Source organism: Mycobacterium sp. (assembly GCF_044223235.1).
In the GTDB taxonomy this organism is placed as follows: domain Bacteria; phylum Actinomycetota; class Actinomycetes; order Mycobacteriales; family Mycobacteriaceae; genus Mycobacterium.
Map to the genome: position 1 here is coordinate 58,820 of NZ_JBGAME010000009.1, position 26,928 is coordinate 85,747.

At 67.0% G+C, this 26,928-nt stretch carries 9 protein-coding genes and 3 pseudogenes; 2 read left to right on the top strand and 10 right to left on the bottom strand.

The features are described 5' to 3' along the window. Positions 1–17: 17 nt before the first annotated feature. From ADBZ6K_RS14135 to ADBZ6K_RS14160, 6 genes and pseudogenes are all read right to left on the bottom strand, one after another. The gene (locus ADBZ6K_RS14135; RefSeq protein ID WP_526347653.1) at positions 18–1,151 is read right to left on the bottom strand and encodes a Rieske 2Fe-2S domain-containing protein; all 1,134 of its coding nucleotides are present in this window, start codon (positions 1,149–1,151) and stop codon (positions 18–20) included. Continuing rightward, positions 1,148–5,662, bottom strand: a complete 4,515-nt coding sequence (locus tag ADBZ6K_RS14140; protein WP_526347755.1) for a non-ribosomal peptide synthetase — start codon at positions 5,660–5,662, stop codon at positions 1,148–1,150. The genes ADBZ6K_RS14135 and ADBZ6K_RS14140 overlap by 4 nt, the downstream gene beginning before the upstream one ends. Further along, a pseudogene (locus tag ADBZ6K_RS14145) lies at positions 5,657–8,701 on the bottom strand (type I polyketide synthase); the annotation flags it as partial. The gene ADBZ6K_RS14140 and the pseudogene ADBZ6K_RS14145, both read right to left, overlap by 6 nt. Further along, positions 8,698–10,827, bottom strand: a complete 2,130-nt coding sequence (locus ADBZ6K_RS14150) for an AMP-binding protein (protein ID WP_526347655.1) — start codon at positions 10,825–10,827, stop codon at positions 8,698–8,700. The gene ADBZ6K_RS14150 and the pseudogene ADBZ6K_RS14145, both read right to left, overlap by 4 nt. A 735-nt stretch (positions 10,828–11,562) precedes the next feature. Then, a pseudogene (gene pepN, locus ADBZ6K_RS14155) lies at positions 11,563–13,449 on the bottom strand (aminopeptidase N); the annotation flags it as partial. A 59-nt stretch (positions 13,450–13,508) separates the two neighbouring features. Further along, positions 13,509–14,288: a ribonuclease T2 family protein gene (locus tag ADBZ6K_RS14160; protein WP_526347657.1), complete on the bottom strand. Its 780-nt coding sequence runs from the start codon at positions 14,286–14,288 to the stop codon at positions 13,509–13,511. Positions 14,289–14,465: 177 nt separating this feature from the next. On the opposite strand from ADBZ6K_RS14160, the gene ADBZ6K_RS14165 reads away from it, so the two are divergent. Next, positions 14,466–16,556 carry a hypothetical protein gene (locus ADBZ6K_RS14165; protein ID WP_526347659.1) on the top strand — a complete coding sequence of 697 codons (2,091 nt, stop codon included), beginning with the start codon at positions 14,466–14,468 and terminating at the stop codon, positions 16,554–16,556. Further along, positions 16,553–17,893, top strand: a complete 1,341-nt coding sequence (locus tag ADBZ6K_RS14170; RefSeq protein ID WP_526347661.1) for a hypothetical protein — start codon at positions 16,553–16,555, stop codon at positions 17,891–17,893. The genes ADBZ6K_RS14165 and ADBZ6K_RS14170 overlap by 4 nt, the downstream gene beginning before the upstream one ends. A gap of 89 nt (positions 17,894–17,982) precedes the next feature. Here ADBZ6K_RS14170 and ADBZ6K_RS14175 read toward each other — a convergent pair whose 3' ends face one another. The 4 genes and pseudogenes from ADBZ6K_RS14175 to ADBZ6K_RS14190 form a co-directional block, all read right to left on the bottom strand. Continuing rightward, positions 17,983–20,502, bottom strand: a complete 2,520-nt coding sequence (locus tag ADBZ6K_RS14175) for an FAD-dependent oxidoreductase (RefSeq protein ID WP_526347663.1) — start codon at positions 20,500–20,502, stop codon at positions 17,983–17,985. Between the two features lie 19 nt (positions 20,503–20,521). Further along, complete coding sequence (locus ADBZ6K_RS14180) at positions 20,522–21,442, bottom strand: phosphotransferase (RefSeq protein ID WP_526347665.1); 921 nt, start codon at positions 21,440–21,442, stop codon at positions 20,522–20,524. Positions 21,443–21,466: 24 nt separating this feature from the next. Beyond that, positions 21,467–23,884: an FAD-dependent oxidoreductase gene (locus tag ADBZ6K_RS14185; protein WP_526347667.1), complete on the bottom strand. Its 2,418-nt coding sequence runs from the start codon at positions 23,882–23,884 to the stop codon at positions 21,467–21,469. A 207-nt stretch (positions 23,885–24,091) separates the two neighbouring features. Then, positions 24,092–26,830 (bottom strand): annotated as a pseudogene (locus tag ADBZ6K_RS14190) (aminotransferase class I/II-fold pyridoxal phosphate-dependent enzyme); the annotation flags it as partial. Between the last annotated feature and the right edge of the window lie 98 nt (positions 26,831–26,928).

Consider the following 26,928-nt stretch of genomic DNA (forward strand, 5'->3'; position numbering starts at 1 on the left):
TTCTGCGCGGTCGGTGTTCAGCCGTCGAGCCGGGTCAGCGCCGCGACGTCGGGGGTCGGAAACTTGGTGAGCGGGTGACCATCCTCGACGGCGGCCAGTTCACGCGCATAGAGCTTGCGCAGCAGGATGATTGCCGCATCGGAGGCGCCGAGCCGGTTCAGCGAACGGTCTGGCAGCACGCCCTGGCCGAGCAGGACGATGCCGTCCTCGATGAGGACCTGGTCGGGTCGGTCTTCGATGTCCTCCCACCGTTCCCGTCCGCTGAGCACCGCACGAACAACCTCCTCGACCGGCCGCAGGGTGGACAGGTATTTCCGCCCTTCCCGCACACCGGTCGCCACCCGCGCACCGACCTCGGGCGGCAGATGGGCGGCGATGAACAGGAAGAACATCATGTGACTCTCGTCGTCCACCGGCACGTTCCACAGGAAGCTCTTGAACCCCCGCATCACCCCGGCGCCCGAGTTGAAGTACAGGGTGTTCGGCATCAACAGGGCCAGCCGGCGTATGAAGCCGTTGCTGAATCGGCTGGTCTGTGTCAACCCGAAATCCGCCAATTCCGCGGTGATCTCCGGCAGTTCGCCGGAGAGGCCATCATCCTGGTAGACGCCGGTCTTGTGCACCCAGTACTGATGCACATCGTCGACGGTGTTCTCCAGATCGTGGAAGTAGTTCCACTTGCGCAGCTCGATGACGTGGAATCGGCCGTGAACTTCGAGCTCTGGCCAGTGCGGCAGTTCCGGCTCCGGGCTGTCGCCCAGGTACACCCAGATGAATCCGAGGTACTCCTGGACCGGGTAGCTGGCGATACGTACCTTGTCGGCAAAGCTTTTCGGTTCGGCCGGCTGGTCAACACATTGGCCGGTCTCGTCATAGTTCCAGCCGTGGTAACGGCACCGGACGCAGCTGCCTTCCACGATGCCCACGGAGAGCAGCACGCCGCGATGCGCGCATCGGCCGGCGATGATGTGCGCCACCCCGTCCTCACCGCGGTACAGGGTCAGCTCCTGATGCAGCACCTTCAGCGGCACCGCCTGGCCCGGCTCGAGCTCCTCGGCGGCGTAGACCGGTTGCCACCGCTGACGCAGCAGATATCCGGCCGGTCGGCCCGGACCGGTGTGTTCGAAGTCGGCGTCCTTCAGGCTGTTCATGTGATCCTCCTGTGCTTACCGAATCTTGTCCCGTCGCTGCGCTCGCCCCGGAAATCATTCCCGTCGCTGCGCTCGCCCCGGAAATCATTCCCGTCGCTGCGCTCGCCCCGGTGGCCCCGTGATGACGGTGTCAGCGCTGCAATGAAATTCGTGATGATGCCCTCGATCGATGATGCTTCGTACAGTGCGTCGTCGTAGGTCACCGTTCCGCTGATCTGACCGCTTCTGGTACTCATCGCCACGGTCAGCTCACGGCGGGCGATGATGCGTTCGGGCGCAACCCGTGTCAGGGTGAAACCGCCCGCGGCGAACTCGCCGGGTGCCGGATCGTCCATCAGGAACACCGTCTCGCCGATGCCCTGGGCCGACGGTCCGTGGTTGTCTGCCAACGCGGAAAGCACGTGCTGCCAGGGTGCATCCTGATGCGCGAGTGCCTGAAGCACGGTGGCCTTCACGTTCCCCACCAACCGCGGCAAGTCGTCCCCGGTTTCCACGTCGACGCACAGCGGGACGGTGTTCATCATCGGACCGAGCATGAGTTGGGTGGCCGGGTCATTGCGCCGAGTCACCGGCGACCCGATCACCACGCAGCCCCGGTCCGCGTAGCGGCCCAGCGCCGCGGCGAAGGCGGCCAGCAGCACCGCGTACAGCGACGCCTGTTCCCGCACCGCCAGCGCACGTGCGGCATCGGCGGCCGCGGACGGAAACTCGAAGGTGTACTGGCCACCGCGGCGGGCCGCGCGACCGGTGCGCGGGTGGTCGGTGGGCAACGCGGGCGGAAGCTCCCGCGACGCGAACTCCCGCCGGAAGTGCTCGACGTGGCGGGCCAGCACATCACCGGTGAGCCAGGAGCGTTCCCACGCGGCGTAGTCGGCGTACTGCAGGTCGCCGTCGAGCAGGGGAAAGTCGTCGAATCCCACCGAACTGGCGACCAGGCCACCGATCTCGCTCAACAGCAGCCGCATGGTGTACCCGTCGGCGAGGATCCGGTGCACGCGCAGCCGCAGGATGTGGTGGCCGTCGGCGACCCGGACCAACTCGGGGCGAAACGGCGGGCGAACGTCGAGATCTCGCCATTCCCGATCCGAGTCATCGCGCCGCTGCAGCGCTTCCAGCATCGGAACGTCCGGCAGGTGGGACGGCAGAATCACCTGCGTCACCGATGTGGCCGTCGGCCGGAAGGTGGTGCGTAACAGCTCATGCCGTGCGACGGCCTGCTGGACGCCGGCGACCAGCAGCGTGCTGTCGAGTGGACCGCGGATGCGAATCGACAAGTCGATCCAGTGTGCCGGGGACCCGGGATCGTCGCGCTCCAGCTGCCACATCAGCTCCTGCGCGTAGGAAGCAGGCAGCGTCCCGGTGCGCGGGGCCGACCGCAGCGGCGGAGTGTCGGTGGCTTCCGCGCTGGTCGCGCCCTCGATGCGACGGGCAAGGTCCGCCAAAGTCTGGTCTTCGAACAATGCGTCCAGGGGCAGCTCGATCCCGAGCAGCTGATGGATGCGGGATCGCACCTGCGCGGCAAGCAGCGAATGCCCGCCGAGGGCGAAGAAGTTGTCCGCCGCCCCAATCTGTTCGATCTGCAACGTGTCTCGCCAGATCGACGCCAGTGATTCCTCCACGCCGGCGCGGGGTGCGACGTATTCGACGTCCTGGTCGCGGGCGATCGTCACCTCGGGCAGCGCCGCCTGGTCGAGCTTTCCGTTCGATGTCTGCGGCAGACGGTCCAGTGCCAGGAATGCCGCCGGAACCATGTGTTCCGGCAGCTTCCGGCGGACATGGGCCCGCACCTCCGCGGCCGGCACCGGTTCGTCGGCCACGAAGTACGCGACGAGCACACCGCTTCCGTTGATCTCGCGTACCAGCGACACCGCCTCCCGTATGCCGGGGTGGTCGAGCAGCACCCGGTCGATCTCGGCCGGCTCCACGCGCAGTCCACGGATCTTCACCTGCCGGTCGGCGCGACTGCGGAATTCGATCGTCCCGTCCCAGCCGAGTCGCACCACGTCACCGCTGGCGTACAACCGCTCGCGGTCATCCCACGGCGCGGGGATGAACTTCCGTGCGGTCAATTCCGGAGCGCCCCAGTACTCGCGAGCCAGTGCCGGGCCGCAGATGTACAGTTCCCCGGTGACGCCGGGCGGCACCAGGCGCAGCTGCGGGTCGAGGACGTACATCCCGATGTTGTCGCGGGGACGGCCGATCGGCATGATCCGCTGATCCCCGGCGTCGACGTCGCCGATCCGGTGCAGGCTGACGATGCCGGTGGTCTCGGTTTGCCCGTACATGTTGATCCATGCCGCGCCCGGGCCCATCCGCTCCCGCCAGGCCCGCACCACACCCGCCCGCAGGGGTTCGCTGGCGGTGACCATCAAGCGCAGCCGGTTGGCAGTCAGCGCGGCGCGCTCGCCGTCCGGCCGGTCGGCCACCGCGTCGACGATTCGTTGCACCACCGTCGGCACCAGATCGGCGACTGTTACCTCTGAATCGGCGATCCGGTGCAGCAGTGCGACGGGATCGCGGCGCTCCTCAAGGCTGGCGATCACCACCTGCGCACCGACGGCGAACGGGACGAGCAGCTGCCGGATGGACGACGAGAAGGAGATCGACGCCGTTTCCAGATACACATCGTCGGCGGTGATGCCGAGTTGACGACCAAGGGTTTCTGCGTATTCGACGACACCGCCGTGGCTCACCGCCACGCCCTTGGGGCGGCCGGTCGAACCAGAGGTGTACATGATGTACGCGATTTCGTCGGGGGTGGTGGGGGTTTCGAGGCGTTCGGGATCGTGCTGCCCAATACTCCCGATGCTGAGGTCCTCCACCATGGCCTCGTCGAGCCGCAGCACCACCCCCGCATCGGCAACGATGTGCTCGATCCGGTCCTCGGGGTACGACGGGTCGATCGGTACGTAAATGGCGCCGGCCTTGAGGATGCCGAGCATGCCGACAGCCATCGCCGACGTCCGTCCCACGCAAAGGCCCACCGCCATCCCCGGCAGTACGCCCTGACCGCTCAGCCGGCCCGCGAGCCAGTTCGCGGCGCGGTCGAGTTGCCGGTAGGTCAGTGAACGGCCGGCCGTGGTCACCGCGATGGCATCCGGGCTGCGATCGACAACGGTCTCGAACAGCGCAGCGATCGACGGGGCGGTCGTGATGTGCGGTGACCGATTGATACGGTACTGCGCCTGCTCCGACTCGGTCAGCAGCGGAAGGTCGGCGACTCGCTGGCCGCGGTCGGCCACCATGGCATCGACGACCCGTGTGAAATGCGCGATCATCCGTTCGATGCGGTCGGCGTCGAACAGTTCACTGTCGTACTCCGCATGGGCCGTCAGCAGCGCGTCGTCGAAGAAGGTGAGCGTGAGATCGCGCTTGGCCGTGTAAGTGTCGACTTCGGAGACCTCCAGGCCCAGCCCGCTCAGTTCGCCGCCGGCGGTTGCGGGCTGGACGACGAGCTGCACCCCGAACAGCGGGTTGCGATTGGCCGCTCGATCCGGCGCCGTCGCGTTGACGATCATGTCGAACGGCACGTCCTGATGTGCCAGCACGTCGACCATGCGTCGACGGGTCCGGTCCAGGAGCTCCGCGACATCGGGATTTCCGTCCAGCCGGATCCGCACCGGCAACGCGTTGACGAAAAGCCCGATGAGGTCCTCGGTTTCGAGCTGGGCACGGTTGGCGGTCAGGGTACCCACGACGATGTCGTCCTGTCCCGAATGGCGCTGTAGCACCGCGGCGAATGCGGCGAGCAGCGGTACGGACAGCGTGACGCTCTCGGTCCGGCATAGATCGCGCAACGCCATGGCTCGTTCCCTGCCCAGGTCGAACCGTATCCGGGCGCCCCGGAACATCGGCGTCTTCGGCCGCGGCCGGTCGGTGTCAAGCTCCAGCGGCGGTGCACCCGCGAGCTCTTGTCGCCAGTGCTCAAGGAGCCCTTCGAAATCGGGGCCGTGCAATCGGTCCCGTTGCCACTGTGCGTAATCCGCGTACTGGATCGGCAGATCCGCGAGCGGCACCTCGTCGCCACTCGCGAACGCCTGATAGATCTGGCCCAGCTCGCGCAGCAACACCCGGAACGACCAACCGTCGGTAACGATGTGATGCATGGTCAGCACCAGCACGTGACGCTGCCCGCTCAGCCCGAACAACCGGGCGCGCAGCAACGGACCTGTGCCGATATCGAAGGGCGCAGCGGCCTCCCGCTCCGCAGCCTGGGTGACGGCCGCGTCTTCGTCGGGCTCGACGGCGAGTTGGACGAACGGCAGCTCGAACGGCCGGGCCGGCGCCGGCACCACTTGCGGGGCCCCCTGCTCACTGCGGAACGTCGTGCGCAGCACCTCGTGCCGATTCACCACGGCCTCGAGGCTGCGCCGCAGCACATCGGGATTCACCGGGCCGGGGATGTCCACCCGGGCGGCCACGTTGTACGCACTGGACGACGGCAACAACTGGTTGAGAAACCACAGCTGCTCCTGTGCATGCGAAATCGGGAGCACGGCACCGCGATCCACCCGGGCAATGGGCGACTGCCGTTTCGCCGGATCGGCCGCGGTTTCCAGCCACAGCTCCAGCAGACCCTTCGCGAGCGCGGACACTCCGGGGTGGGTGAAGAACAACGACGCCGGCACTGCGATATCCAGCGCCGCCTGCAGCCGGCCACGCAGCTCCATCGCGACCATCGAATCCAGTCCCAGCGCGACGAAGTCCGCCTGGGGATCGATCTCGGCGACGGGCATCCGCAAGGCCTCACCCAGTTCGGTGAGGATCAGTTCGGTAATCCGGTTGATCCGCTGCTGCGGTGGCACGCTTCCCAGCCAGTCCTCGATCCGGGCGGTGGCCGGCGCCGGCTCGGGGGTGCGCGGCGCGGCGGACGGCGCCGGTGCCGTGCCGACCGGAAACCAGTAGCTGCGGTGCTGGAACGGATATGTCGGCAGATCGAGCGAGCGGTACGGTCGGGTGCGCCGCGCGGCGAAATCGAGCCGGTGCCCTACGGTGTACGCGGTCGCCAATGCCTCGGTGAAGCAGCGGCCTGCGTCAGCATCCCGGCGCAGGGAGGCGATGGCCGGCGGGGTGTGCGTGGTGTCGGGCCAGGCGCGCAGCGCCGCCGTGGTGAGGACCGGTTGCGGGCCGATCTCCATCAGCACACCGCAGCCCAGTTCGGACATCGTGTGCACACTGTCGGCGAACTGGACGGGTTCGCGGGCGTGCCGTCGCCAATACGATGCGTCCAGGTGGGTCCGCCGCGGCAGCACCTTGCCGGTCCGGTTGCAGATCAGCGTCAGCTGTGGCGATTCGTAGTCGAAACCTTCTGCATACAGCTCGAATTCGTCGAGGACGGGGTCCAGTAGCGCGGAGTGGAATGCGTGGCTGGTGTCCAGCCAGTCGCAGCGGATTCCCCCGGCAGTGAGCGCGGCCACCGCTCTTTCGAGGTCATCCACGGGCCCCGACAGCACGGTGCTGGCGCCGTTGTAGGCGGCCACCGACAACCGTGGCTGCTCGACTGCGCAGAGTTCGGCCCGGTCGGCGCCGCCGAAGACCGCAACCATGCGGCCGCCCGTCGGCAGTTGGCCGAACAGCCGCCCGCGCTGGGCGATCAGCCGGGCGCCGTCATCGAGATCGAAGACGCCCGCCACACAGGCCGCCGCATACTGGCCCACGCTGTGTCCCAACACGACATCCGGCTCGATGCCCCACGACTGCCACAACCGCGCCAATCCCATTTCCACCGCGAACAGCGCAGGCTGCGCGAAGGTGGTGTCGCGAAGAACATCTTCGACGCCAGGCCCGGTGTCGGTGAGCACGTCCACCAGCGACCGGGGCAGCAGGCCGTCCATCACCTCGGCACACCGTGTCACCGTGGCACGGAAGACCGGTTCGGTGTCGAGCAACGCGCGCGCCATTGCCGGGAACTGACTGCCCTGTCCCGGAAACAGCCACGCGGTCTTCGGCCGGTCGGCACACACTCCCCGCACCAGCCCGGGAGCGGGTCGTTCTTCCTGCATTGCCCGCAGGAGCCGCCGCGCTCGCCGGCGCGAGTCGACCACCAGGGCCGCGCGATGTTCGAAGTGCGAGCGACCCGCTCCCGCCGCCGCGCAGATATCCGCAAGGTCCGCCTCCGGATGGGCATCCAGCCAGTCGAGATATCGAGAAGTCAAGTGAGCCAGTGCTTCCGGGCTACGCGCTGAGAGCGGCAGCATCTGGTATCCGCCCACCGCCTCCGGCTCGGCGGCCACGCCTGTCGATGCGCCGGCCTCTGGCGCCTCCTCGACAACCAGGTGCGCGTTGGTTCCGGAGAAGCCGAACGAACTCACCCCGGCGAGGCGCGGGCGGTCGGTCCGCGGCCACGGCACCGCCTTGTCCACCACGCGCACCGGCAGCCGATCCCAGGGGATGTGCGGCGACGGCTGCTGGAAGTGCAGATGCTCCGGCAGCGTTTCGTGTTCCAGTGAGAGCACGACCTTGATCAGGCCGGCGACACCGGAGGCCGCCTCCAGATGGCCGATGTTGGTCTTCACCGAACCGATCAGCAACGGCCGGTCCGCATCCCGCCCCTCGCCGAGCACGGCACCGGCGGCCTGCACTTCAATGGGGTCGCCCAGCGACGTCCCGGTGCCGTGCGCTTCCAGGTAGTCGACGTCGGCGCCTGTGATACCGGCCCGACGCAGCGCCTCGGCGATGACGCGCTGCTGCGCACCACCATTCGGCACGGTCAAACCGCCCGACGCACCGTCCTGGTTCACCGCGCTGGCCCGGATCACCGCACGGACCCGGTCGCCGTCGCGGATCGCGTCGGCAGTGCGTTTGAGCACCACCACACCGCAGCCCTCGCCGCGCACATACCCATCAGCGGCGGCGGCGAAGGTTTTGCAACGCCCGTCGGGGGCCAGCATTCCGGCCCGGCTCAGGTTGATCATCGGGACCGGTGTCAGGATCACGTTCACCCCGCCGACCAGCGCCAGGTCGCAGTCCTCCGAGGCCAGCGCCTGACAGGCCTGGTGCACGGCCACCAGCGACGAACTACAGGCGGTGTCAACCACCACGGCCGGACCCTGCAGACCAAGACGGAAACTGATTCGCCCCGCTCCCGCCGCGGGGGACGTCCCGGTTCCGGAATAGATGTCGACGTCCTCATATCCGGTGTAGCGGATGAGCATTCCAAGGAACTCGTGGGTGGACAGCCCCATGAAGACCCCGGTCGACGTCCCGTTCAGCGACGAGGGCGCGATACCGGCATGCTCCACCGCCGACCATGCGGTTTCCAGCATCAGCCGATGCTGCGGATCCATGAACATCGCTTCGCGCGCCGACACCCCGAAGAATGGAGCGTCGAATCCGGCGACGTCATCGACGAATCCCGCGCGGCGGGTGGTCGACTTGCCGATGGCGTTGGGATCTGGATCGAAGAACTCATCGACATCCCAGCGATCCGGGGGTACGACCGACACCGCGTCGCGACCGTCTGCCAGCACACGCCAGAACTCGCCCGAATCGGCAGCGCCGGGGAAGCGCACCGCGTAGCCGACCACGGCGAACCCCCGCGGGACGGTCACAGCCGGCCGCCGTCCAGCACGTCGTCAATGCGCCGCCGCAACGCCTCGACAACCTCACGCTCGTCCAGGGCGTCGATCTGCGCCTGGGTGTGCGCGTCGATGTGCGCGTCGGGGGTGCGGCACAACCCACCGTTGCCGAAACTCAGCGTCGATCCGCGAATCAGGTCGGCCAGCGATTCAACCGTCGGATGATCAAGCATCGAGGTCGCGGGAAAGGTGCGATCAAACGCGGCCGACAGGACATTGACCAGTTCCACGCCCTTCAGCGAGTCGATGCCCAGCTCGGTGAGCGGGGTGCTCCAGGTGAGGTCGGTGAGCACCAGTTCCCGCTGCAGCCATTCCACCAGTTGCCGTTCGAGATACCCGGGCTGGCTCAGCGAATCGGTGTCGACGTCGAGCGGCGCAACGGCCCTGGCGGACATCTGCCACTGGTGGTGGATGGGAAGCCGCTCGGCGTCGAGGTCGTCGCGGCACTTGCTGCGCTGTACCTTGCCGCTCGATGTCTTGGGCAGACCGCCGCGGTGTAACAGGACGACCCGTTGCAGAGCGAGCTGGTGGTCACGTGCCACCGCGCGCCGGATCGCGTCGACGACCTCATCGAATGCCGTGGAATCCGGGCAGTCGCCCCGGACCTCGTGTACCGCCACCAGCCCGGTGCGGCCACCGACTTCCTGTCCCAGAACCGCGCCGGCATCCGGTTGCAGCGCGGGATGGCTGCGCTCGACCGTGTACTCGATGTCGTGGGGGTAGTAGTTGACCCCGCGGATCACGATCATGTCCTTGAGCCGTCCGATGACGAACAGTTCACCGTCGTGGACGAATCCGAGGTCACCGGTGCGCAGGAAGTGCCCCTCCCCTGTCGCCAGGTACGCGCCGAACGTTTCGGCCGTTTCCGCTGGTTTTCGCCAATAGCCTTGCGCCACACTGGTGCTGCGCACCCAGATCTCGCCGAGCGCGTCCGGCGCCGCGACCCGGCAGACGTCCGGCCGGACGATACGCACCTCGATGCCGGCGCCGGGACGACCGGATCCTGCCAGCCGCTTGGTGCCTGGGCCGCCGTCGGTGCGCAACCGGATCTGTCCGATGTGCAGTTCGGATTCGTCGACGGTGATTTCGACGGCGCGCTTCGATCCATCTCCCCCGCTGACCACCAGAGTTGCCTCCGCGAGGCCGTAGCCGGGGGCGATGCTCTCCGGCCGGAAACCGTTCGCCGCGAACTGCGCGCGGAAGCGGTCCAGCGTGTCCGGGCGGATCGGCTCCGCGCCGTTCCAGGCGACCCGCCAGCTGGCCAGGTCCAGGCCGCTGACATCGGCGAACCGCGCCGCCTCCACACATGCCTGATAGGCGAAGTTTGGTGCGCCACCGTGTGTTCCCCGGAAGCGGGAGAACATCTCCAGCCAGCTGAGCGGGCGTCGGATGAAGGTCGACGGCGCCGTCAGATACGTCGGATAGCCCACCCAGAGCGGCAGCAGAACGCCCGCGATCAACCCCATGTCGTGAAATAGCGGCAGCCAGCTGATCCCGACGGAGTCCTCGTCGACGCCCAACACACCGCGCAACGAGTCCAGGTTGGCGCTCAGATCGCCGTGCCGAACCATGACACCCCGCGGGGACCGCGTTGACCCGGAGGTGTATTGCAGGAACGCGAGCTGGTCCGGGCCGGGCGGTGCCACGTTCCCAACGTCCGCGTCGAGCGCAAGCAGATCGGCGGCAACGACGTCGACGGATACGCCGGCCTGATGGGAAAGCTCGTCTCGGTACCGGGCGGAGGTGAGCACGCACGGCGCCCCACTGTCGGCGAGAATCGCTGCCAGGCGTTCGCCGGCCCGATGCGACCTCGGCAACGTCGCGGGCACCGCCACCGATCCCGCATACAGGCAACCGCAGAAGGACGTCACGAAGTCCAGGCCGGGCGGGAGCGACAGCACGATCGGCTGTCCCGCGAAGCCGCGATCGCGCAGGTTCGCCGCGACCGAGCGTGCCCGGGCGTCCAGCTCTCGATACGTCACCGATTCGGCGACCGCCAGCCTGGCGTCCAAGAACGACAGAAGGTGCTGGTCCGGGCCCTCCTCAGCGAGCCGGCCGATTCGCACGGGCAGCGGCTCACCGTGGCGCTCGTCGCTCATTCTGGGCGTCCGTCATCGCGTGCCATTTTGCTGTCCTCAACACTCGAGAATTCGGAAGACATTGCTCACATGCAGCGGGCACCTCACCACCCGACGCGACACTTGAATGCACGGTTGCCCGCTCTCGCTGCGGCAAGCCGCACGACCTCCCCGCACGCTATGTGCGAACGGGGCCCGCTACTACGCGGGTGACCGGCAGCTCCGGGTGGCCCCGCGCCACATCCGCAGCTGATCCCCACAGCTCACTCTCATGAAATGGTCCCTTCGCACCTGCCAGTCGATCCGACGAATCAGTTCGGCCAGTGCCACGTCGCACCGAGGCCTGCATCACCTTCCGGTGACACCCGCACTTTTGCCGCCACGCTCAGCGACGGATAGATCGGAAGATACAACTAGGTGACCCGGCTGGGAACGGGTAATGGACTACTCGACCGGACGGGCTTCCACGTACTCGCTGGGAGTACGCCTCACACCGTCGGAACCCCTTGCGGAATACACCCGTGGCGCGCCCCGGCTGCCGACTGAGCGCACCGCAACCGCAGACCGCGATACCTCCGCTCAACGCCGCCATCCGCCTTCTTTCCGAGAGTTTTCCCAGCGACCGGAATGCCTCCACCGTCGTCCGCGAGGGTTCAGAGATCGTGAAGTATTTGTGAAATCGCCAGGTCGCCTGCTCGCAGGAATCAGTCAGGTGCCAGTCAGGCATCAGTCAGGGAGTACTGCAGCCCCGCGTCCGCGGGTCGTCTCCCGGGCCGCCGCCCACACCAGCGTGCGCGGCAACGATTCGGCGAAATCGGCGATGCGGGTCAGCGCAGTCTGCAGGGACTCCGGATCCAGCCGCACCGAGCAGTAGGTCAGGTCGTCGTCATTGACCAGGATCAACTTGCCCCGCGAAACACCATGCAGTGCAGGGACATCCGTTACCTCACCGGCGACATCGAGTTCCACCCGGTGCACCCGCACCAGTTTCCCGGACCCGTTGTCGTCATAGATGCCGACCGCCAGCCGGTGCACCCGCGTCTCACCCCCACCCGGCGCCGCGACGCTCTGCCTGACGGCGAATCGGGTGAACCGTCCGTCAGCGTCGACATCGAAATCGGCGTGCAGGGTATTCAGCCCGGTGGTGGTGAGCCATTGCTGTCCCCAACCGGATAGGTCGCGGCCCGATGCCTTCTCCAGCACATCCAGCAACTCGCCGAGCGTGGCGTTGCCGAAAGCATGGGTGCGCAAGTAGTCACGCAGGCCGGCCAGGAACTGCGTCAAGCCGACGTAGACGACCAACTGTTTGAGCACGGCCGCGCCCTTCGCATACGTGCTGGCGTCGAATTCGACCTCGACGGCAGCCAGGTCGGGAATGTCGGCCGCGACCGGATGTGTCGACGGCAGCTGATCCTGCCGGTAGGCCCACGACTTCTCGCCACTCGCGAACGTCGTCCAGGCGTCGGTGTACTCAGTGGCCTCCGCCTGACACAACACCGAGGCGATCGACGCGAACGATTCGTTGAGCCACAGCTCGTCCCACCATCGCATGGTGACCAGGTCACCGAACCACATGTGCGCCATCTCGTGCAGCAGGATCGACGCGCGCTGCTCGTAGGACGCCCGGGCGACCCTGCCGCGGAACACGTAATCGTCGCTGACGGTGACAGCCCCGGCGTTCCCCATCGCAGCGTCGAACTCGGGGACGAACAACTGGTCGTACTTGCCGAATGGATACGGCACGCCAAAGTTCTTGTGGTAGAAGTCCAATCCCTGCTTGGTTTCGGCGAATACTCGCTCGGCGTCCATGAACGCAGCCAGCGACCTCCGGCAGAACAGGCCCAGTGGAATCTCACCGTGCTCGTCGCGGTAGGTGTCGTCCCACCGGGCGTACGGCCCGGCGATCAACGCCACCAGGTAAGTGCTCAACCGCGGGGTGGTGGCAAACGCATGCTGCTTGGCACCTGCGCCGCGCTGCTGGGCATCGATGCCATGCTGCTTGATGAGCATGCGGTAGAGATGGCCCTCGACGGTTCGTACCGACACCACCAGCCGCTGTGCGATCTCGGCGTTGGCCATTCCGGCGGCTACCATCTCGGCGATCTGCCGCTCGCGCGCGCTGAGCCCAAGCGGCCGTTTCACGGCGCTATCCGGCGCGGCGTTGGAGATGACCTCCCAGCCATCCGGCGCGATCACGGTGATGTGGAAGGCGGCCTTACGGTCTGGCTGGTCGAAGCAGGCGAACATCCGCTTGGCGTAGGCGGTTTCGAACTGCGAGTACAGGTAGACCTCTCCGTCGAGCGGGTCGACGAATCGGTGTAGGCCCTCGCCGGCGGTGGAGTAGCGGCAGTCGGCGTCGACCTCCAGGACATTGCGCTCCGAGAGCCCGCGCAGCGGGATTCCGGTGGATTCGTCATAGCCGGAGATGTCGAGAGGGCGGTCGTTCAGCATCGCGCGACGGATGCGGTCAGCCGCGATGTCGATGTAGGTGTCGGCGCCGGGCAGCGCGTCGAACTCGACGGTGGTGGTCGAGCGGAAGGTGCGGTCGCCTTCGGTGAGGTCGAGCGCGATCCGATAACTGTCGACGGCCACGAGAACGGCGCGCTCGGCGGCTTGAGCGCGCGTCAGATTCGGAAGCGCCACTCCATTCTTCTATGCCAGATCGTCACCCGTTGGCAAGGCAATATGGAAGTCGGCCTCCGTCACGCCTTCGAAGGCACCGCCCCGCCCGGGCAGTGCGACGGAATCGGAGGGCCCGCCAACAGCAACGGTCCGAGTGACAACGAATCGTCGACCGTGGCCAGTTCGTCGGCCGGGGGCAACGACAGCAGCATCTCGTAGACGACGGCGCCCGTGCCGGGGACGTCGCGGCAGCTGAGGGCGACCCGCTCACCGGCTCCCGGACCGAACGCGTCGTCGAAGTTGTCACGGATCGTGTTCAGCTCGACGCGATCGCCCTGCGCCCCAACGAAAAGCGGATCGAGCACCTGGCGCGCCTCGCGGGTGAGCGCCGCGGCGTCGCCGAAGTACTCGTCCGGGGTGACACCCGAGCAGGTGCCGTGGGTATACCACTCGTGTGGCACCATGACGTCCGCAGACGACAGAACTTCCTGCACGTCCTGGCGCACTTCGTCATTGAGTTCCACCGGCGGCAGGTCCCTCTTTCCCTGGTGGACGCGGTCCGCGAGACCGGCCGGCAGGCCGCAGTACTGAAGCTCGGGCGGTTGCGGCCACAACCCGTGGAGGATGAAGGTCGGCCCCATCTCCCCCACTTGGCCGGATGCGCACCCGCGATTGTCCGGGGTTACCTTGCAGAAGGTGGGCGCCCAGGTGATGACGAGCAGACTCGAATCGGCACCCTGGGAGATCGCCGCCGAACTCGGCTCACGGTCCAGGACGAACACGCTGAAAGCCGTCGCAGCTGCAGCAACCACCCCGAGCACAGCCGAGATCGAGAATACGGCTGCGTCACCGCGCTTCATGGTGCACCCTTCTACACGGGGCACGAGTCGGAGTCAGCCGCTCTCGTCTTGACGTACCACCCTCCCACATCAGCAGTTCGGCGTTTACGGATCGAGGCGAAAGGTCAGCGAGGTGTCGCCGTCCGAGCATGGCCCGCGCCCACGGACCTTCGGAGTGCGCGTGCGAAGGGCCCGCCGGTGAACGAGGTCGACCGCTGGCTGCAGCAGACCGCCCGGCAGGAAGACCGGACCGTCTCCCTGTACGCGTGCCTGCTCACCGGAAGGCTGCTCGAATATTTCCGCTACCGGATGCGCTTCGCGTTGCTACTCGACACCGCGCAATTCGCGATCCACGTCGCCGAATTCCTGATCATCTTCACCTCGCTCGGCGGGCTGGCCGCATTCACCGTGATGATCCTGCGGGCGGGCAGTCTGCTCATCAGCGGAGCATGGTGGGGACTCGTCGAAGTCATGAGAGAGCGGCTCAGGGTGTTCAGCCAGGCGGGCCGTCGCGACGCGATCGAGAACGAAATCGGGCGCTGGCTGGCCCTTTCGGTGGTCCTTGCGGGGGTGCTGGCGATCGCGGCGGCCGTCGGTCTGGCACTGTGGCTTCCGCCCGACCACGATCCGATCGGGCGCTTCTACGCCTTTCTCGTCGTCATCGAGCTCGCGCTTCGTCTGCCCGTCCGGGTGCTGCACTCCGGCATGTTCGCCACCCGGCGCATCTACCGTCCCATGTGGACGTTGTTCGCGCCGGAAGCACTACAACTCCTGATCCTCGGCGTCGGTGCGTTCTATTACCCCGAGGCCGCCATCATCATCGCCATCATCGCCACCAACGCCCTGGCCATCTGGATCACCGTCCACTACACCCTCGCCGCCTACCGGCTCGGCGGCGTGCGGCCCAGGCTGGGCGTAGCCGGATCTTCCCTGCGCCGCCAGCTACCCTCGATCCCACTGCGCCTCGGGACCGAGACGGCGCTTGCCGGGTTGGGGCTGCGCCTGGACGCGGTTGCGGTGCTGGCGATCGCCGGGATCTACGGAACCAACACCAGATCGTTCGACCTCACCGCCGGCTACTCCGCGTGGCGCGACATCGACGCGTTCCAGTTCTTCTACCTGGTCCTGCCGCTGTTCCGAGGCGGATACGAATCGACAGGCCTGTTCTACTTCGACTTCGTGCGGCTGAGGCGGGTTCCGGCGTTCCGCCAGTTCCGCGTGTCGTTCTTCCACCGGCTCCTGGCGGTGACGCCGGTGATCGCGCTGTACTTCTGGTTGCTGGCGGTGGTGCTGGGCGAGTTCGTGCTCCCCGACGTGCCGTTCAGCTTTGTGCTGGCGCTCCTGCCGCTCTTCGCGCTCCGCAGCGCGATCGGCGCCTATCAGGTCCGGTTGTTCGCCGAAGCCCAGTTCGGGTTGCTCATCGCCACGATCGTCTTCTCGGCCGGCTTGTTCGCGTTGGTGTGGATCGACGTCAACCCAGCGTCGGATCTCGTCCAGATCACCGCGGCGATGATCGTGCTGCTCATCGTGCACATCAACCTTGCGCACTTCCAGGATCGCTCCACCGCGATGCCCACCGTGCTGTCCTTGGGAGACTGGCTGCGCGCCCTCGCCGACGAACCCGCCGCTGTCCAGTTCGGCAATGTCGTTGTCCCAGAGTGGATTCCATCGCGCCATCGCCGCAACGCCGTCAACCTTATGCTGGAAACGCTTGACGGCAAAGGCCATTTCGCGTTTCGGTCCCCGACGACGCTGGTGTTCTACCAGCGCGTGACGGGCTCCGCCGACGGACAAGCGCCTCACCTGGCGATCCAGGCGATGACCGGGGCAACCGTCAACCGCGGCCGATACAGCAAACCGGCGGCCGACGGGCGATATGCGCTCGACAGTGTGATGGCCGAGCGATGGATGCAGCCCAACGGCGGCCCCGGGGTGCTCGAGGGCGAAGCGCAGTCCCCCGAAGCGGAGTTCCGCGCCTTGTTCCCCGACGGGATTGTCCTTGACCTGCAGACCCGCGTCGGCACGAAAGACATGCGCAGGCTCCCCAAGAGCGTGCTGGCCACCATACTGCCCGCCGCCATGCGGAGCCTCGAGGACGGCGCGACCCTGGTCCGAGCGGCCGACCGCCGATTCACGCCGATCTTCGCCGGTGGACGGCTGCGCCTGCTCTGCGTCCTGCCGCCCGACCCCGAATCGGGCCAGATCGCTCAGTGGCTGCGCACCGTCAGAACCTGGAACATCGGCAACTTCACCCTAGAGCGCCACTCCCCCACAAAGATTGAGCGGTGAACCCGCTCAGCGAGCCGATCGACATCGAACGGCGACTCGCCGATCCGAGGACCTATGAGGACACCATTCTGCGGGTCTTCACCAAACGCAGCGAACGCGGGATGGCCTTCAGCGAGGCAGCCGACGGTGTGACGTACTTCAGTACCGCGACCGGCCGCAAGGACCTCGCCAAGGCCATCGCCCGAACCGTCGCCAGCGGCCAGTACCGACCCCAACCCGTCGACCTGTGGACGCTGGAAACCAACGGAAAGCGCCGCGCGGCCCACAAATCCTCCTTCGTCGACCAGATCGTCGGCTCGGCGCTGTTCCGGATGCTGACGCACAATGCGCGCTGCTACGGACTGCCCGGTGTCTACTCGTACCTGCCGGGCGTGACGAACGTCGCCGCCATGCGCGCCTTCGCCGGGGTCGTGCGTGCGCACCGCAATCGGGTGGGTGCTCAGGGTCCGCCGATCTTCGTGCTGCAATCCGACTTCGCCCGCTACGGCGACGACCTGCCGATCGGACCCGGTGCGGCCCTGTGGCCGATCCTGCGGAAGGTTTCGGCGCTCGGCAGCCCGACCGGTGAGATCAGTTTCGGCAGTTGGAATCTCATCGTCGAGCTGATCCGCCCCGTGGTACGCGATTCCGACGGCGCCCAGTTCACCCGGGTCAACGGCGTGGCCATGGGAACCCCGCTGGTCCCCCTGCTGGGAAACCTGGCGGTGATACCCATGGATCGGGCCATCACTTCGATCGACGGCGTCTTCTATGCCCGCTACAACGACGACTTCATCGTCGCCCATTCGGATCTCGACGCTCTGCGCGAGGCCGATGTGCGAATAGACGCACTGCTCGGCGACCTCGGGGTCGCGCGAAAGCTCAGCAAGGAAGTGCGCACCGCGCTGTCGGGCAACGGGCAACCGTGCGACGCCAACCCCGCCTACGTCGGGCGGAACCGGATCGACTGCCTCGGGATGTCGGTCAGCCATGCCGGCACGATCGCCCTTGGCCCGCATCGACTCAGCCGGTTCATCGCACGCATCGCGACACGACTCGACGCCGCCGGGCCTGCGCTGACTCCGCTGCCGATACTCCAACGCGCCCGCCATCTCGTGGCAGCGACCAACGTCATGCTGGACGTCGACAACCCGTTCGCCGTGTCGGGTTTGGATGCGCTGCTGGACACCACCACCGACCGGGGCGCGCTGAAGGACCTCGACGCGCGGATCGCCCGCAAGATCGTGCAGGTGGCCACCGGAACTCCAGGGGTTCGCGGATTCCGGAAGCTGCCGCCCGCGGTGCTGCGAGAGGAGTTGGGGCTGGTGTCGCTGGTGCGGCTGCGTAACTTGCGGTGACCGACGGCAGGCAACTATCGTCGGCACCGGCGCGGCTCCCGCTTCGGCGGCTACTGCGAGGGACCACAGAGGCTGCGGCTTTCGGCCCCTCACTTTTTCCGGTTTTTCCCCGCGCCTCTACTTTGCAACTTCCCTACGCGAGCACTCTGGCGCTTGCGCACCCGGCTGTTCGACGGGTCATAGATCGCCTTGAGCGACACCGTGATCGGGTACAGCGCGCCGCCGACGTCGACCTGGTAACTGCCCGAGCGCACCCAGTCCGCGTCGACCACCGCACCGTCGGCACTGCGCACATACCCGAGCCCGACGCAGGCGCCGACCGTTGCTCCCCACGCCGCCGACGTCACCTGCCCGGCGGGCAATCCGTCACGGAGAATGAGCTCGCCGCCCCACAACATCGGCTCAGAAGAGTCGACCCTGAAGCTGACCAGTTTGGTCCGCGCCCCTTGGGCGCTCGCCACCTCGACGGCCGCGCGGCCGAGGAAGTCGATGTCTGTCCCGAGCTTGCACGCGAACAGCAGCCCCGCCTCGACAGGGTTCTCCGTCGGAGTCAGTTCCCGGCCGAAAGCCCGGTATCCCTTCTCCAACCGCAGCGACTCGATGGCGTAGTACCCGCCGCGGACCACCCCCAACGGCGACCCCGCCGCCAGCAGCTGCTCGTATACCCCGACCGCGAACTCGGTGGGAACGTAGATCTCCCAACCGAGTTCACCGACGTAGGTGATCCGGGTGGCGCGGACTGTGGCATACCCGAGCCCGATTTCACGGCTGGTCCCGAACGGGAAACCCGCGTCGCTGAGGTCGGCGTCGGTGAGCATCGACAACAACTGACGCGATTTCGGGCCCATCACCCCGAACACCGCCCACGCCGAGGTCACGTCGAACAGCGTCGCGTGGGCGCCATCCGGGATGTTCTTGCGGATGAGGTCGATATCCCGTTCGGTGGTCGCGGCGCTGGAGACGATGAAGTACTCGTCGGCGGCGGTGCGCGTCACGGTCATATCGGACTCGTAAGTGCCGCGGGCGTTGAGGATCCCCGTGTAGACGACGCGGCCGACATCGACGCCGACGTCCGCGGTGCAGAGCCATTGCAGCGCAGCCTCGGCATCGGGCCCGACGAGCACATACTTCGAGAACGACGTCTGGTCGAACACGGCGACCCCGGTGCGAGTGGCAGTCTGCTCGGCCGCCGACCACTCCAGCCAGTTCGGTTTGCCCCAGGTGTATTCGATGAGAGGAGGCTGACCGGCAGGGGCGAAGAAGTTCGCGCGTTCCCAGCCCATCCGGCTGCCGAAGTTGGCCCCCGCCGCGGCCAGCAGGTGATGAACCGGCGATCGCCGAAACGGCCGAGCGGTGTCCAGTTCCCGGTTCGGCCAAGGAATTTCATAGTGGACGCCGAGCACCTCGGCGACCCGGTCGTGCAGCCAGCGGTTGTTGCCGTTGAACCGCGCGAAGCGGCGGATATCCACCCCCGTCAGGTTGCCCTGCGGCGAACCGCTGACGATCCACTCGGCCAGCGCCCGGCCGGCACCGCCTGCCGTCGCGATTCCCACCGAGTTGAATCCGGCACCGACGAAGAAGTTTGCGCACTCCGGCGCCGCACCGAGGACGAACTGGTTGTCCGGGGTGAAGCTTTCCGGGCCGTTGTAGAACTTCTTGATCCCCGCCACCTCCAGCGCGGGGATGCGCAGCAGCGCGCTGGTCATCAGGACCTCGAAATGTTCCCAATCCTCGTCCAGGAGTTGGAATTCGAACGGGTAGGGCACACTGTCCGGTGACACCCACGGCTTGGCCTCCGGCTCGAAACCGCCAATCACCAGGCCCCCGACCTCTTCCTTGAAGTACGTGTAACCGTCGGGGTCACGCAGGATCGGCAGGTCGGGATGCACGCCGTCGATCGCCTCGCTGACGACGTAGAAGTGTTCGGCGGAGTGCAGCGGCACGTTCACACCCGCCATGGCCCCGACCTGTTTGGCCCACTGGCCGGCGCAGTTCACCACGATCTCGGTCTCGATATCGCCGGCATCGGTGCGCACCCCCGTCGCACGGCGACCGCTGGTGGCCACGCCGGTCACCCGGACACGCTCGATGATGCGCGCCCCGCGCATCCGCGCGCCCTTGGCCAGCGCCATGGTGAGGTCGGTGGGATTGGCCTTGCCATCGGCGGGCAACCAGATGGCGCCGACCAGGTCGTCGACGCGCATCACCGGGTAGTGCTCCAACGCCTGCTCGGGGGTGAGCAGTTCACACGGCAGATCGAAGGCGACCGCGCTGGCTGCGGTGCGGCGCAACTGGGTCATCCGGTCCTCCGTGCGGGCCACCGTCACTCCCCCGCATTGTTTGTAGCCCGCGGACAGCCCGGTCTCGGCTTCCAGCTCGGCGTAGAGCTGTGTCGAGTACTGCACCAACCGGGTCAGGCTCTGCGACGCGCGCAGCTGGCCCACCAATCCGGCTGCGTGCCAGGTGGTTCCGCAGGAGAGTTGGCCCTGCTCGAGGAGTACGACGTCATCGATCCCCATCTTGGTCAGGTGGTAGGCGACGCTGGTGCCGATGACGCCGCCGCCGACGATGACGACGCGGGCGCGGTCGGGAACGGTGCTGGTGGACATCATTCTCCGTGGGGGGTGATCAATCGGTGGCCTGGGCGTCGTCGAGCAGGCGGGTGAAGTCGGGGCTGTTGAACTCGGCGACGGCGCTGTCGTAGCGTTCCATCGCCCAGCCCCAGAAGTCGAAATCCAGAGCGCTGGCGCCGCTCTGGATACAGCCCCACAACGTCCAGCCGTACTTCGACACGATGCCCTGCAGGCGCGCACGAGCGTTCTTGTGCCGCAGCCGTTCCCCGTAGTAGGCGGTGACGAGCTCGTCCAGCTGGTCGAGGGTGAGCCCGCATTCGCTCCACACGTTGCCCAGCTCGAAGCAGGGATCGTTGTTGCCGGAGTACTCGTAGTCGATCAACCACATCACCTGGCCGTCTTCGATGAAGTTGGCGGCCAGCAGGTCGTTGTGACAGGGCACGGTGGTCGAGTCGGTGCGGGTGAGCACCTCGGCAATGGACCTGAACCGGTCGGCGTAGTCCAGGTAGTCGGCGGGGATACGAAACCCGTTGTCTTGTACTGTTTTCAGGTAGGACGGCTGCAGTTCGAACATGTTGAAGTCGCCGCTGAACCGCGGTCCCGCGTGCAGTTGCCGGATCACCGACGCCGCCTTGGCCACCACACCGGGCCGCTGGAAATCCTCGTTGGACAGCGCGACCCCATTGAGGAATGCGATCAGCAACACCCCGAGGTCGGGCCGGTAGTCCACCACCTGAGCGCCGACCCCGGCCTGTTCGGCCGCCCGCGAGTTGAAACACTCCTGGTCGCGGTCGATGCCGAGCAGGTTGCTGCTCGGGTCGGTGCACCGCGCGACGTAGACACCGTGCGGGGTGGTCACTTTGACGTTGCGGTTGGTGAGGCCGCCGGGAAGCTCCTCGACGTGCCGGGGCACACCGGAGAACGCCTCGATCAGATCCAGCCGCCGGGCTATCTCCTCATCGCCGATGAGTGTCATCGCGACCCCCTTCCACCGACCTGGTCATGAGCGCACCCGCGCACCGCCGGGGTCGTACAGCGGTTCTGCCAGCAGCGTCGCCGGGTATCGGTGGTTCATCACCTCGACCTCGAATCCCCCAGAACCGGCCTCGACATCCGCCGGCAACATCGCCGAGAACGTCGTCACTCCGATGGTGTGCCCGAATCCTGCGCTGCGCACGCCGGCGCGGTAGTCGGCCGCGGGGTACACCAGCATCTCTCCGCCGTGCATCACGACGTCGGCGTCGGTGGCGAACCAGCACAACCGGTGGCTTGGCCCGGACCCCGCCAGAGCGGCCAGCGCCGGGCCTGCCAGAAGGCCAGGCTTCTCCGATGCGACGCGGGCGCCGAGGCCGACATCGAACGGTGTGCTATCCGAACGCATATCGGTGCCCCACGCGGGGTACTGCTTCTCCAACCGGAGCGATTCCAACGCTCGATACCCGATGTCACGGATGCCGCAGGGCCCGCCGGCGTCGAGGATCTTGTCGTAGAGGTCGCGGACGTACTCCGTGGGCACGTGGAACTCCCAGGCCACTTCCCCGGCGCGACCGGTACGCAGCGCGAGCACCGGCGCCCAGCCCAGGTCGGTGTGGCGCGCGGTCATGTACGGAAACCCTTCGTTGGTGAAGTCGTCACCACTTAATATCGTTGCCACAGAGCGTGACTCGGGCCCGCAGACGGTGAGCACCCCGTAGGCCGAGGTGACGTCGCGGACGACGACACCGCCGTCGTCCGGCGCGTGCTGCAGCACGAAGGTCACGTCGTGGCGGCCGAACCCTGCCCCGGTCACCAGGTAGAACCGGTCGACGTCCAGCCGGGTGACGGAGACGTCGGCCTCGATGCCGCCGCGCTCGTTGAGCAGTGGCGTGTAGACCACCGTGCCGACGCTGACGTCGAGATCGGCGCCCGCGATGCGTTGCAGCAGCGTCAGCGCGCCCGCCCCGGTGATCTCGAATTTGGCGAACGAGCTCTGGTCGATCACGCCCGCGCCGGTGCGCACCGCGGTGTGTTCCTCCGCGACGAAATCCCAGGCATTGCTGCGCCCGAACGTCGGCTCCTCCACCGCACCCGGGCGACCCGGGTGGAACCAATCCGCGCGCTCGAAGCCGAACGCGGCGGCGAACACCGCTCCCCGGGCCCGCAGCCGATCATCGATGGCGCTGCGGCGCTGGCCGCGCGGGGGTGATGCGGTCCGGTTCGGGAAGGCGATGTCGTAGTAGTGGGCGTAGGCCTGTACCGATTGCAGGTCCAGTACCGCGGGCACGCTATGCGGACGTCCGAAGCGCCGAACATCGAAGTGCCACAGGTCCATTCCCGGATCACCGTCGACAATCCAGTTCGCCATCGCGACCCCGGCGCCCCCGGCGGCGGCGATGCCCGCCGAGAACCCGCAGCAGTGGTAGAGGTTGTCCAGATCCTCGGTGAGGCCCATCAACGGTTCGGCGTCGGGCGAGAACGGGATCGGTCCGTTGATCCAGCTCTGGATTCCCATGTCGCCGAAGGCGGGCAGCCGGTTGGTGGCGCCTTCGGCCAGCGGCGCGAATCGGTCGTGGTCGGGAGCGAACAGCTCGGGACCCAGGTCCCGAGGGATGGTCTGCCAGCAGGCCCGGGTGCCGTCCTCCCAGCCGCCGATCACCAGCGCACCGGCCTCCGGTTTGAGGTAGAAGCGGGCGTCGGGGTCGCGGAACGTGGGCAGATCGACCGGCAGGTCCGGGGACTTCTCGGTGACCACGTACTGGTGCTCGACCGCGTTGACGGCCAGGTCCGATCCCGCAAGCCGGGCGGTCTCCGCCCCCCACATGCCGGTCGCATTGACCAGCACGTCGCATTCGATCCGGCCCCGCCCGGTGTTGACCGCGACCACCCGGCGGCCGCGGCGTTCGATCGACTCGACCCGGCACTGCTGCACGATGCGCACACCGGCGGCCCGCGCTCCCGCGGCGAACGACTGGGTCAGCTGGCTGGGGTCGACGTAGCCGTCGGACGGTGTCCACGTCGCCCCGTACACCCCGTCGATGTTGAGCAGCGGGAAGATTCGCCCCGCCTCGGCGGCGCTGACCAGGTGGATGTCGAATCCGTAGCTCTTGCCCTGGGTGTAGACCCGCTGCAGTTCCTGCCAGCGTTGTGGGCTTGAGGCGATGCGCAACCCGCCGACACCTCGCCAGCCGGTGGCGTACCCGGTGACGTGCTCCAGCGTCTGATAGGTCGCGACGCTGGTCTGCATCAGCTGGGTGAGGCTGGAACTGCTGCGCAGCTGACCCACCAGTCCCGCAGCATGCCAGGTGCTGCCCTCGGTGAGCGCCCTGCGCTCCACCAGCGTCACATCGGTGCGGCCACGCTGCGCAAGGTGGTAGGCGACGCTGACGCCGACGACGCCGCCACCGATGATGACGACCTCACTGCGGGCGGGGATCGGCAAGGGGGCACTTTCTCGGCAGGCGCGGCGAACCTGTCAAAGCCTAGACGCTGTAGGGGGCTGGGACCCCGTACCGTCTGGGCGATCCGGACCGGGCGCGGCGAGCGATCGGGACCGACCCTGCCGGAGGACTCACCCCGTCGTCATGGGCTCTGCTGCCGAGTTCGTTTGCAGAACAGGCTTTTTCGGTGTGACCGGCACCCGTCCGTTGACCGTCTGCCGGGTCGCCGCCACCCGGGCAACAGCGTTCTCGGTGAAGACGGATAACCCCAGATCGGGGTTGTAGCCGTGGATCTCCTTCACGTCGAGTTGGGCGAGGAAATACAGAATCTGCTTGGAGATCACCTGACCGGGAACCAGTACCGGGAACCCGGGCGGATAGGGCACGACGAATGTGGTGGATACCAGCGTCTTCCCCTCGGCGATTCGCCTCCCGGCAGCACCGAGCGGGACGTACTCGCGGTCCGACTCCTCGTATCCGGCGTAGAACGCCGACCGCATATCCCCGAAGGGGCTGGCCACGTCGGGCCGGAACGCTTCGTCGAATTCGCTGAAGTCCGGCAGCGGCGGAAGGTCCTCGGTGATCTCCTCGACCCGGCGCCGTTGCAGCGCACGGTCGGCCTTGCTGGCGGACTTGAGCTTTCGGTCCAGGTCGCCGGCGACCCGACGCAGCGCATCGAGCAGATAGTGCACGCTCGACCAGGTGACGCCGATGGTGAAGATCAGCAACACACTGTTGATCGACGTCTTGTTGATCTGGATGCCGAACTGCTCCATCAGCACCTTCTCGCGGAAGTGGTAGCCGTTCATCCCTGTCTTCCCGATGAAGAGGGTGACCCGCGTCGGGTCCAGCACGAACTCGTCGCTCTTCCACGCCTCGTTCCAGCCCTCCAGCGCACCCTGGCTGACCTGACGGTAGGAGCGCACCCTGGGGTCGCGGTACTCCTCGGGAACCAGGTCGGCTTCGTCGAGTATCCGGAACCACTTGCTGATCAGCGGATCCATCCGGACCCGATGCCGGAAAACCAACGACATGTTGTAGGCGTAGCGGACCATCTGGAACCCCTCGATGTCGACCTGCCGACGGGCCAGGTCCAGTGAGGCCAGCAACTGCTGATTCGGTGACGTCGAGGTATGGGTCAGGAACGCCTCCCCGAACGCGTCGCGACTCTGGGTGTTGAAATCTTCGTCGCGAATGTGGATCATCGACGCCTGCCGCAACGCCGACAGCGACTTGTGCGTGGAGTGCGTCGAGTACACCCGGATCCGGGCCTTGGCCGGGTCGGGCAGCAGCCGGCGGTCGACCCACGCGGAGCGGTCCACATCCTTCATCGATTCGTGCCACACCCGGTACTCCTCGGCGTATGCCGGGGAGCTCAGCATCGTCTCGAGCCGTTCGGCGGCGATCATTGCGGTGCGCCGGCGCGACCACGGCACCGCGGTGGCGAATGCGTACCAGGCCTCGTCCCACAGGAAGCAGATGTCCGGCTTGATCGCCAGGACTTCTTCCATCACCCGCTGCGGGTTGTAGACGACCCCGTCGAAGGTGCAGTTGGTCAGCAACAGCATCCGCACCCGATGCAGTTGACCGGCCGCCTCCAGATCCAGCAGGGCCTCCTTGACGGTGCGCAGCGGCACCGCGCCATAGATGGCGAACGGCTCCAGTGGATAGGCGTCCAGATACAGCGGGCTGGCCCCGGCCAGCACCAGGCCGTAGTGATGCGACTTGTGGCAGTTGCGGTCGATGAGCACGATGTCGCCCGGTCGGGTCAGAGACTGCACGACGATCTTGTTCGCCGTCGACGTCCCGTTGGTCACGAAGTACGTCTGATCCGAGCCCCAGGTCTTGGCCGCCTTGTCCATCGCCTTCTTGAGGTTGCCGTGCGGGTCGAGCAGCGAGTCCAGCCCACCCGACGTCGACGACGTCTCCGCCATGAAGATGTTGCGGCCGTAGAACTCCCCCATATCCTGCAGTGACTTCGAGTTGAAGATGCTGGCACCCCGGGCCACCGGCAACGCATGGAACTGCCCCACCGGCGCGGCCGCGAATGAGCGCAGCGCATCGAAAAAGGGCGTCGCGAACCGCGTCCGCATGCCGGACAGGACGGTGCTGTACAGGTCGGTGGCGTCATTGAGCCGGTAGAACGTGCGGTGATACACATCCGGCCCGATCTCGTCCGACGACGCGATCGACTCGTCGGTGACCAGGTAGCGGTCGATGTGCGGACGCAGCTCCCGTATCCATTCACCGCACTCCACCCAGTCGTAGGTTCGGTCGGTGGCCACCGTCAGGTCGTTGGCACCCAGCAATCGGGTCATCACCGGGAGCCTGTCGCCCGACCGCAGCGGCAGATCATGGCGGATGATGGCGGCCTGGATCTCGCCGTTGAGCGCGACGGCGGTGATGGCATCCTCGACGCTGGGCACCACCAGCAGCTCGAACTGCACGTCGTCGTCGGGACTGCGGAGCGCACACAACTGCTCTGCCAGACTCTCCGGACCCAACGGTGAATCGTCGGCGAGCAGCACCGTGTAGTACTGGTGCCGCTTGGCGCGCATCTCGATTTCCTGCTCGGTCAGCGAAGTCGACGCGTCGAACTGTGCGGCACGGTCCCCGTGCTCCGACAGCAGACGAACGGCGAACGACACCTCGTCGCTGAGCAGTTCGGTCGCCAGGTCACCGAGGTAGCCGCGGAAAGCCTCGACCTTCGCCGCGCCCGGATACAGCCAGTACCTCTCGTATGCACCCAGGCGGTCCAGCAGCCGCTTCACCCGCGTGGTCTCACGCCGGGTGTCCAGACCCGCCCGGTGTACCGCCAGCAACTGCCGGCAGGCATCGTCGAGCAGGTTCCAGGTATCGATCCGCGAGTAGGACGGATTGGCCACCGCCGCCAACGCCGAGACGCGAAGTCGCCTGGGACGGTCTGCATCCCGGTACGCAGGGTTCATGGAAATCTCGATTCTCCGATCTGCCGGGCATCACGTACAAAGCAGGTGGCCGGTCGACGCGAGGCAATGCGTCGGCGCGGCCCGCGCTACATACGCAG

Coding starts and splice junctions, on each gene's coding strand:
- ADBZ6K_RS14135 (WP_526347653.1), bottom strand. CDS start 1,151: ATGAACAGCCTGAAGGACGCCGACTTCGAACACACCGGTCCGGGCCGA.
- ADBZ6K_RS14150 (WP_526347655.1), bottom strand. CDS start 10,827: ATGAGCGACGAGCGCCACGGTGAGCCGCTGCCCGTGCGAATCGGCCGG.
- ADBZ6K_RS14160 (WP_526347657.1), bottom strand. CDS start 14,288: ATGAAGCGCGGTGACGCAGCCGTATTCTCGATCTCGGCTGTGCTCGGG.
- ADBZ6K_RS14175 (WP_526347663.1), bottom strand. CDS start 20,502: ATGTCCACCAGCACCGTTCCCGACCGCGCCCGCGTCGTCATCGTCGGC.
- ADBZ6K_RS14180 (WP_526347665.1), bottom strand. CDS start 21,442: ATGACACTCATCGGCGATGAGGAGATAGCCCGGCGGCTGGATCTGATC.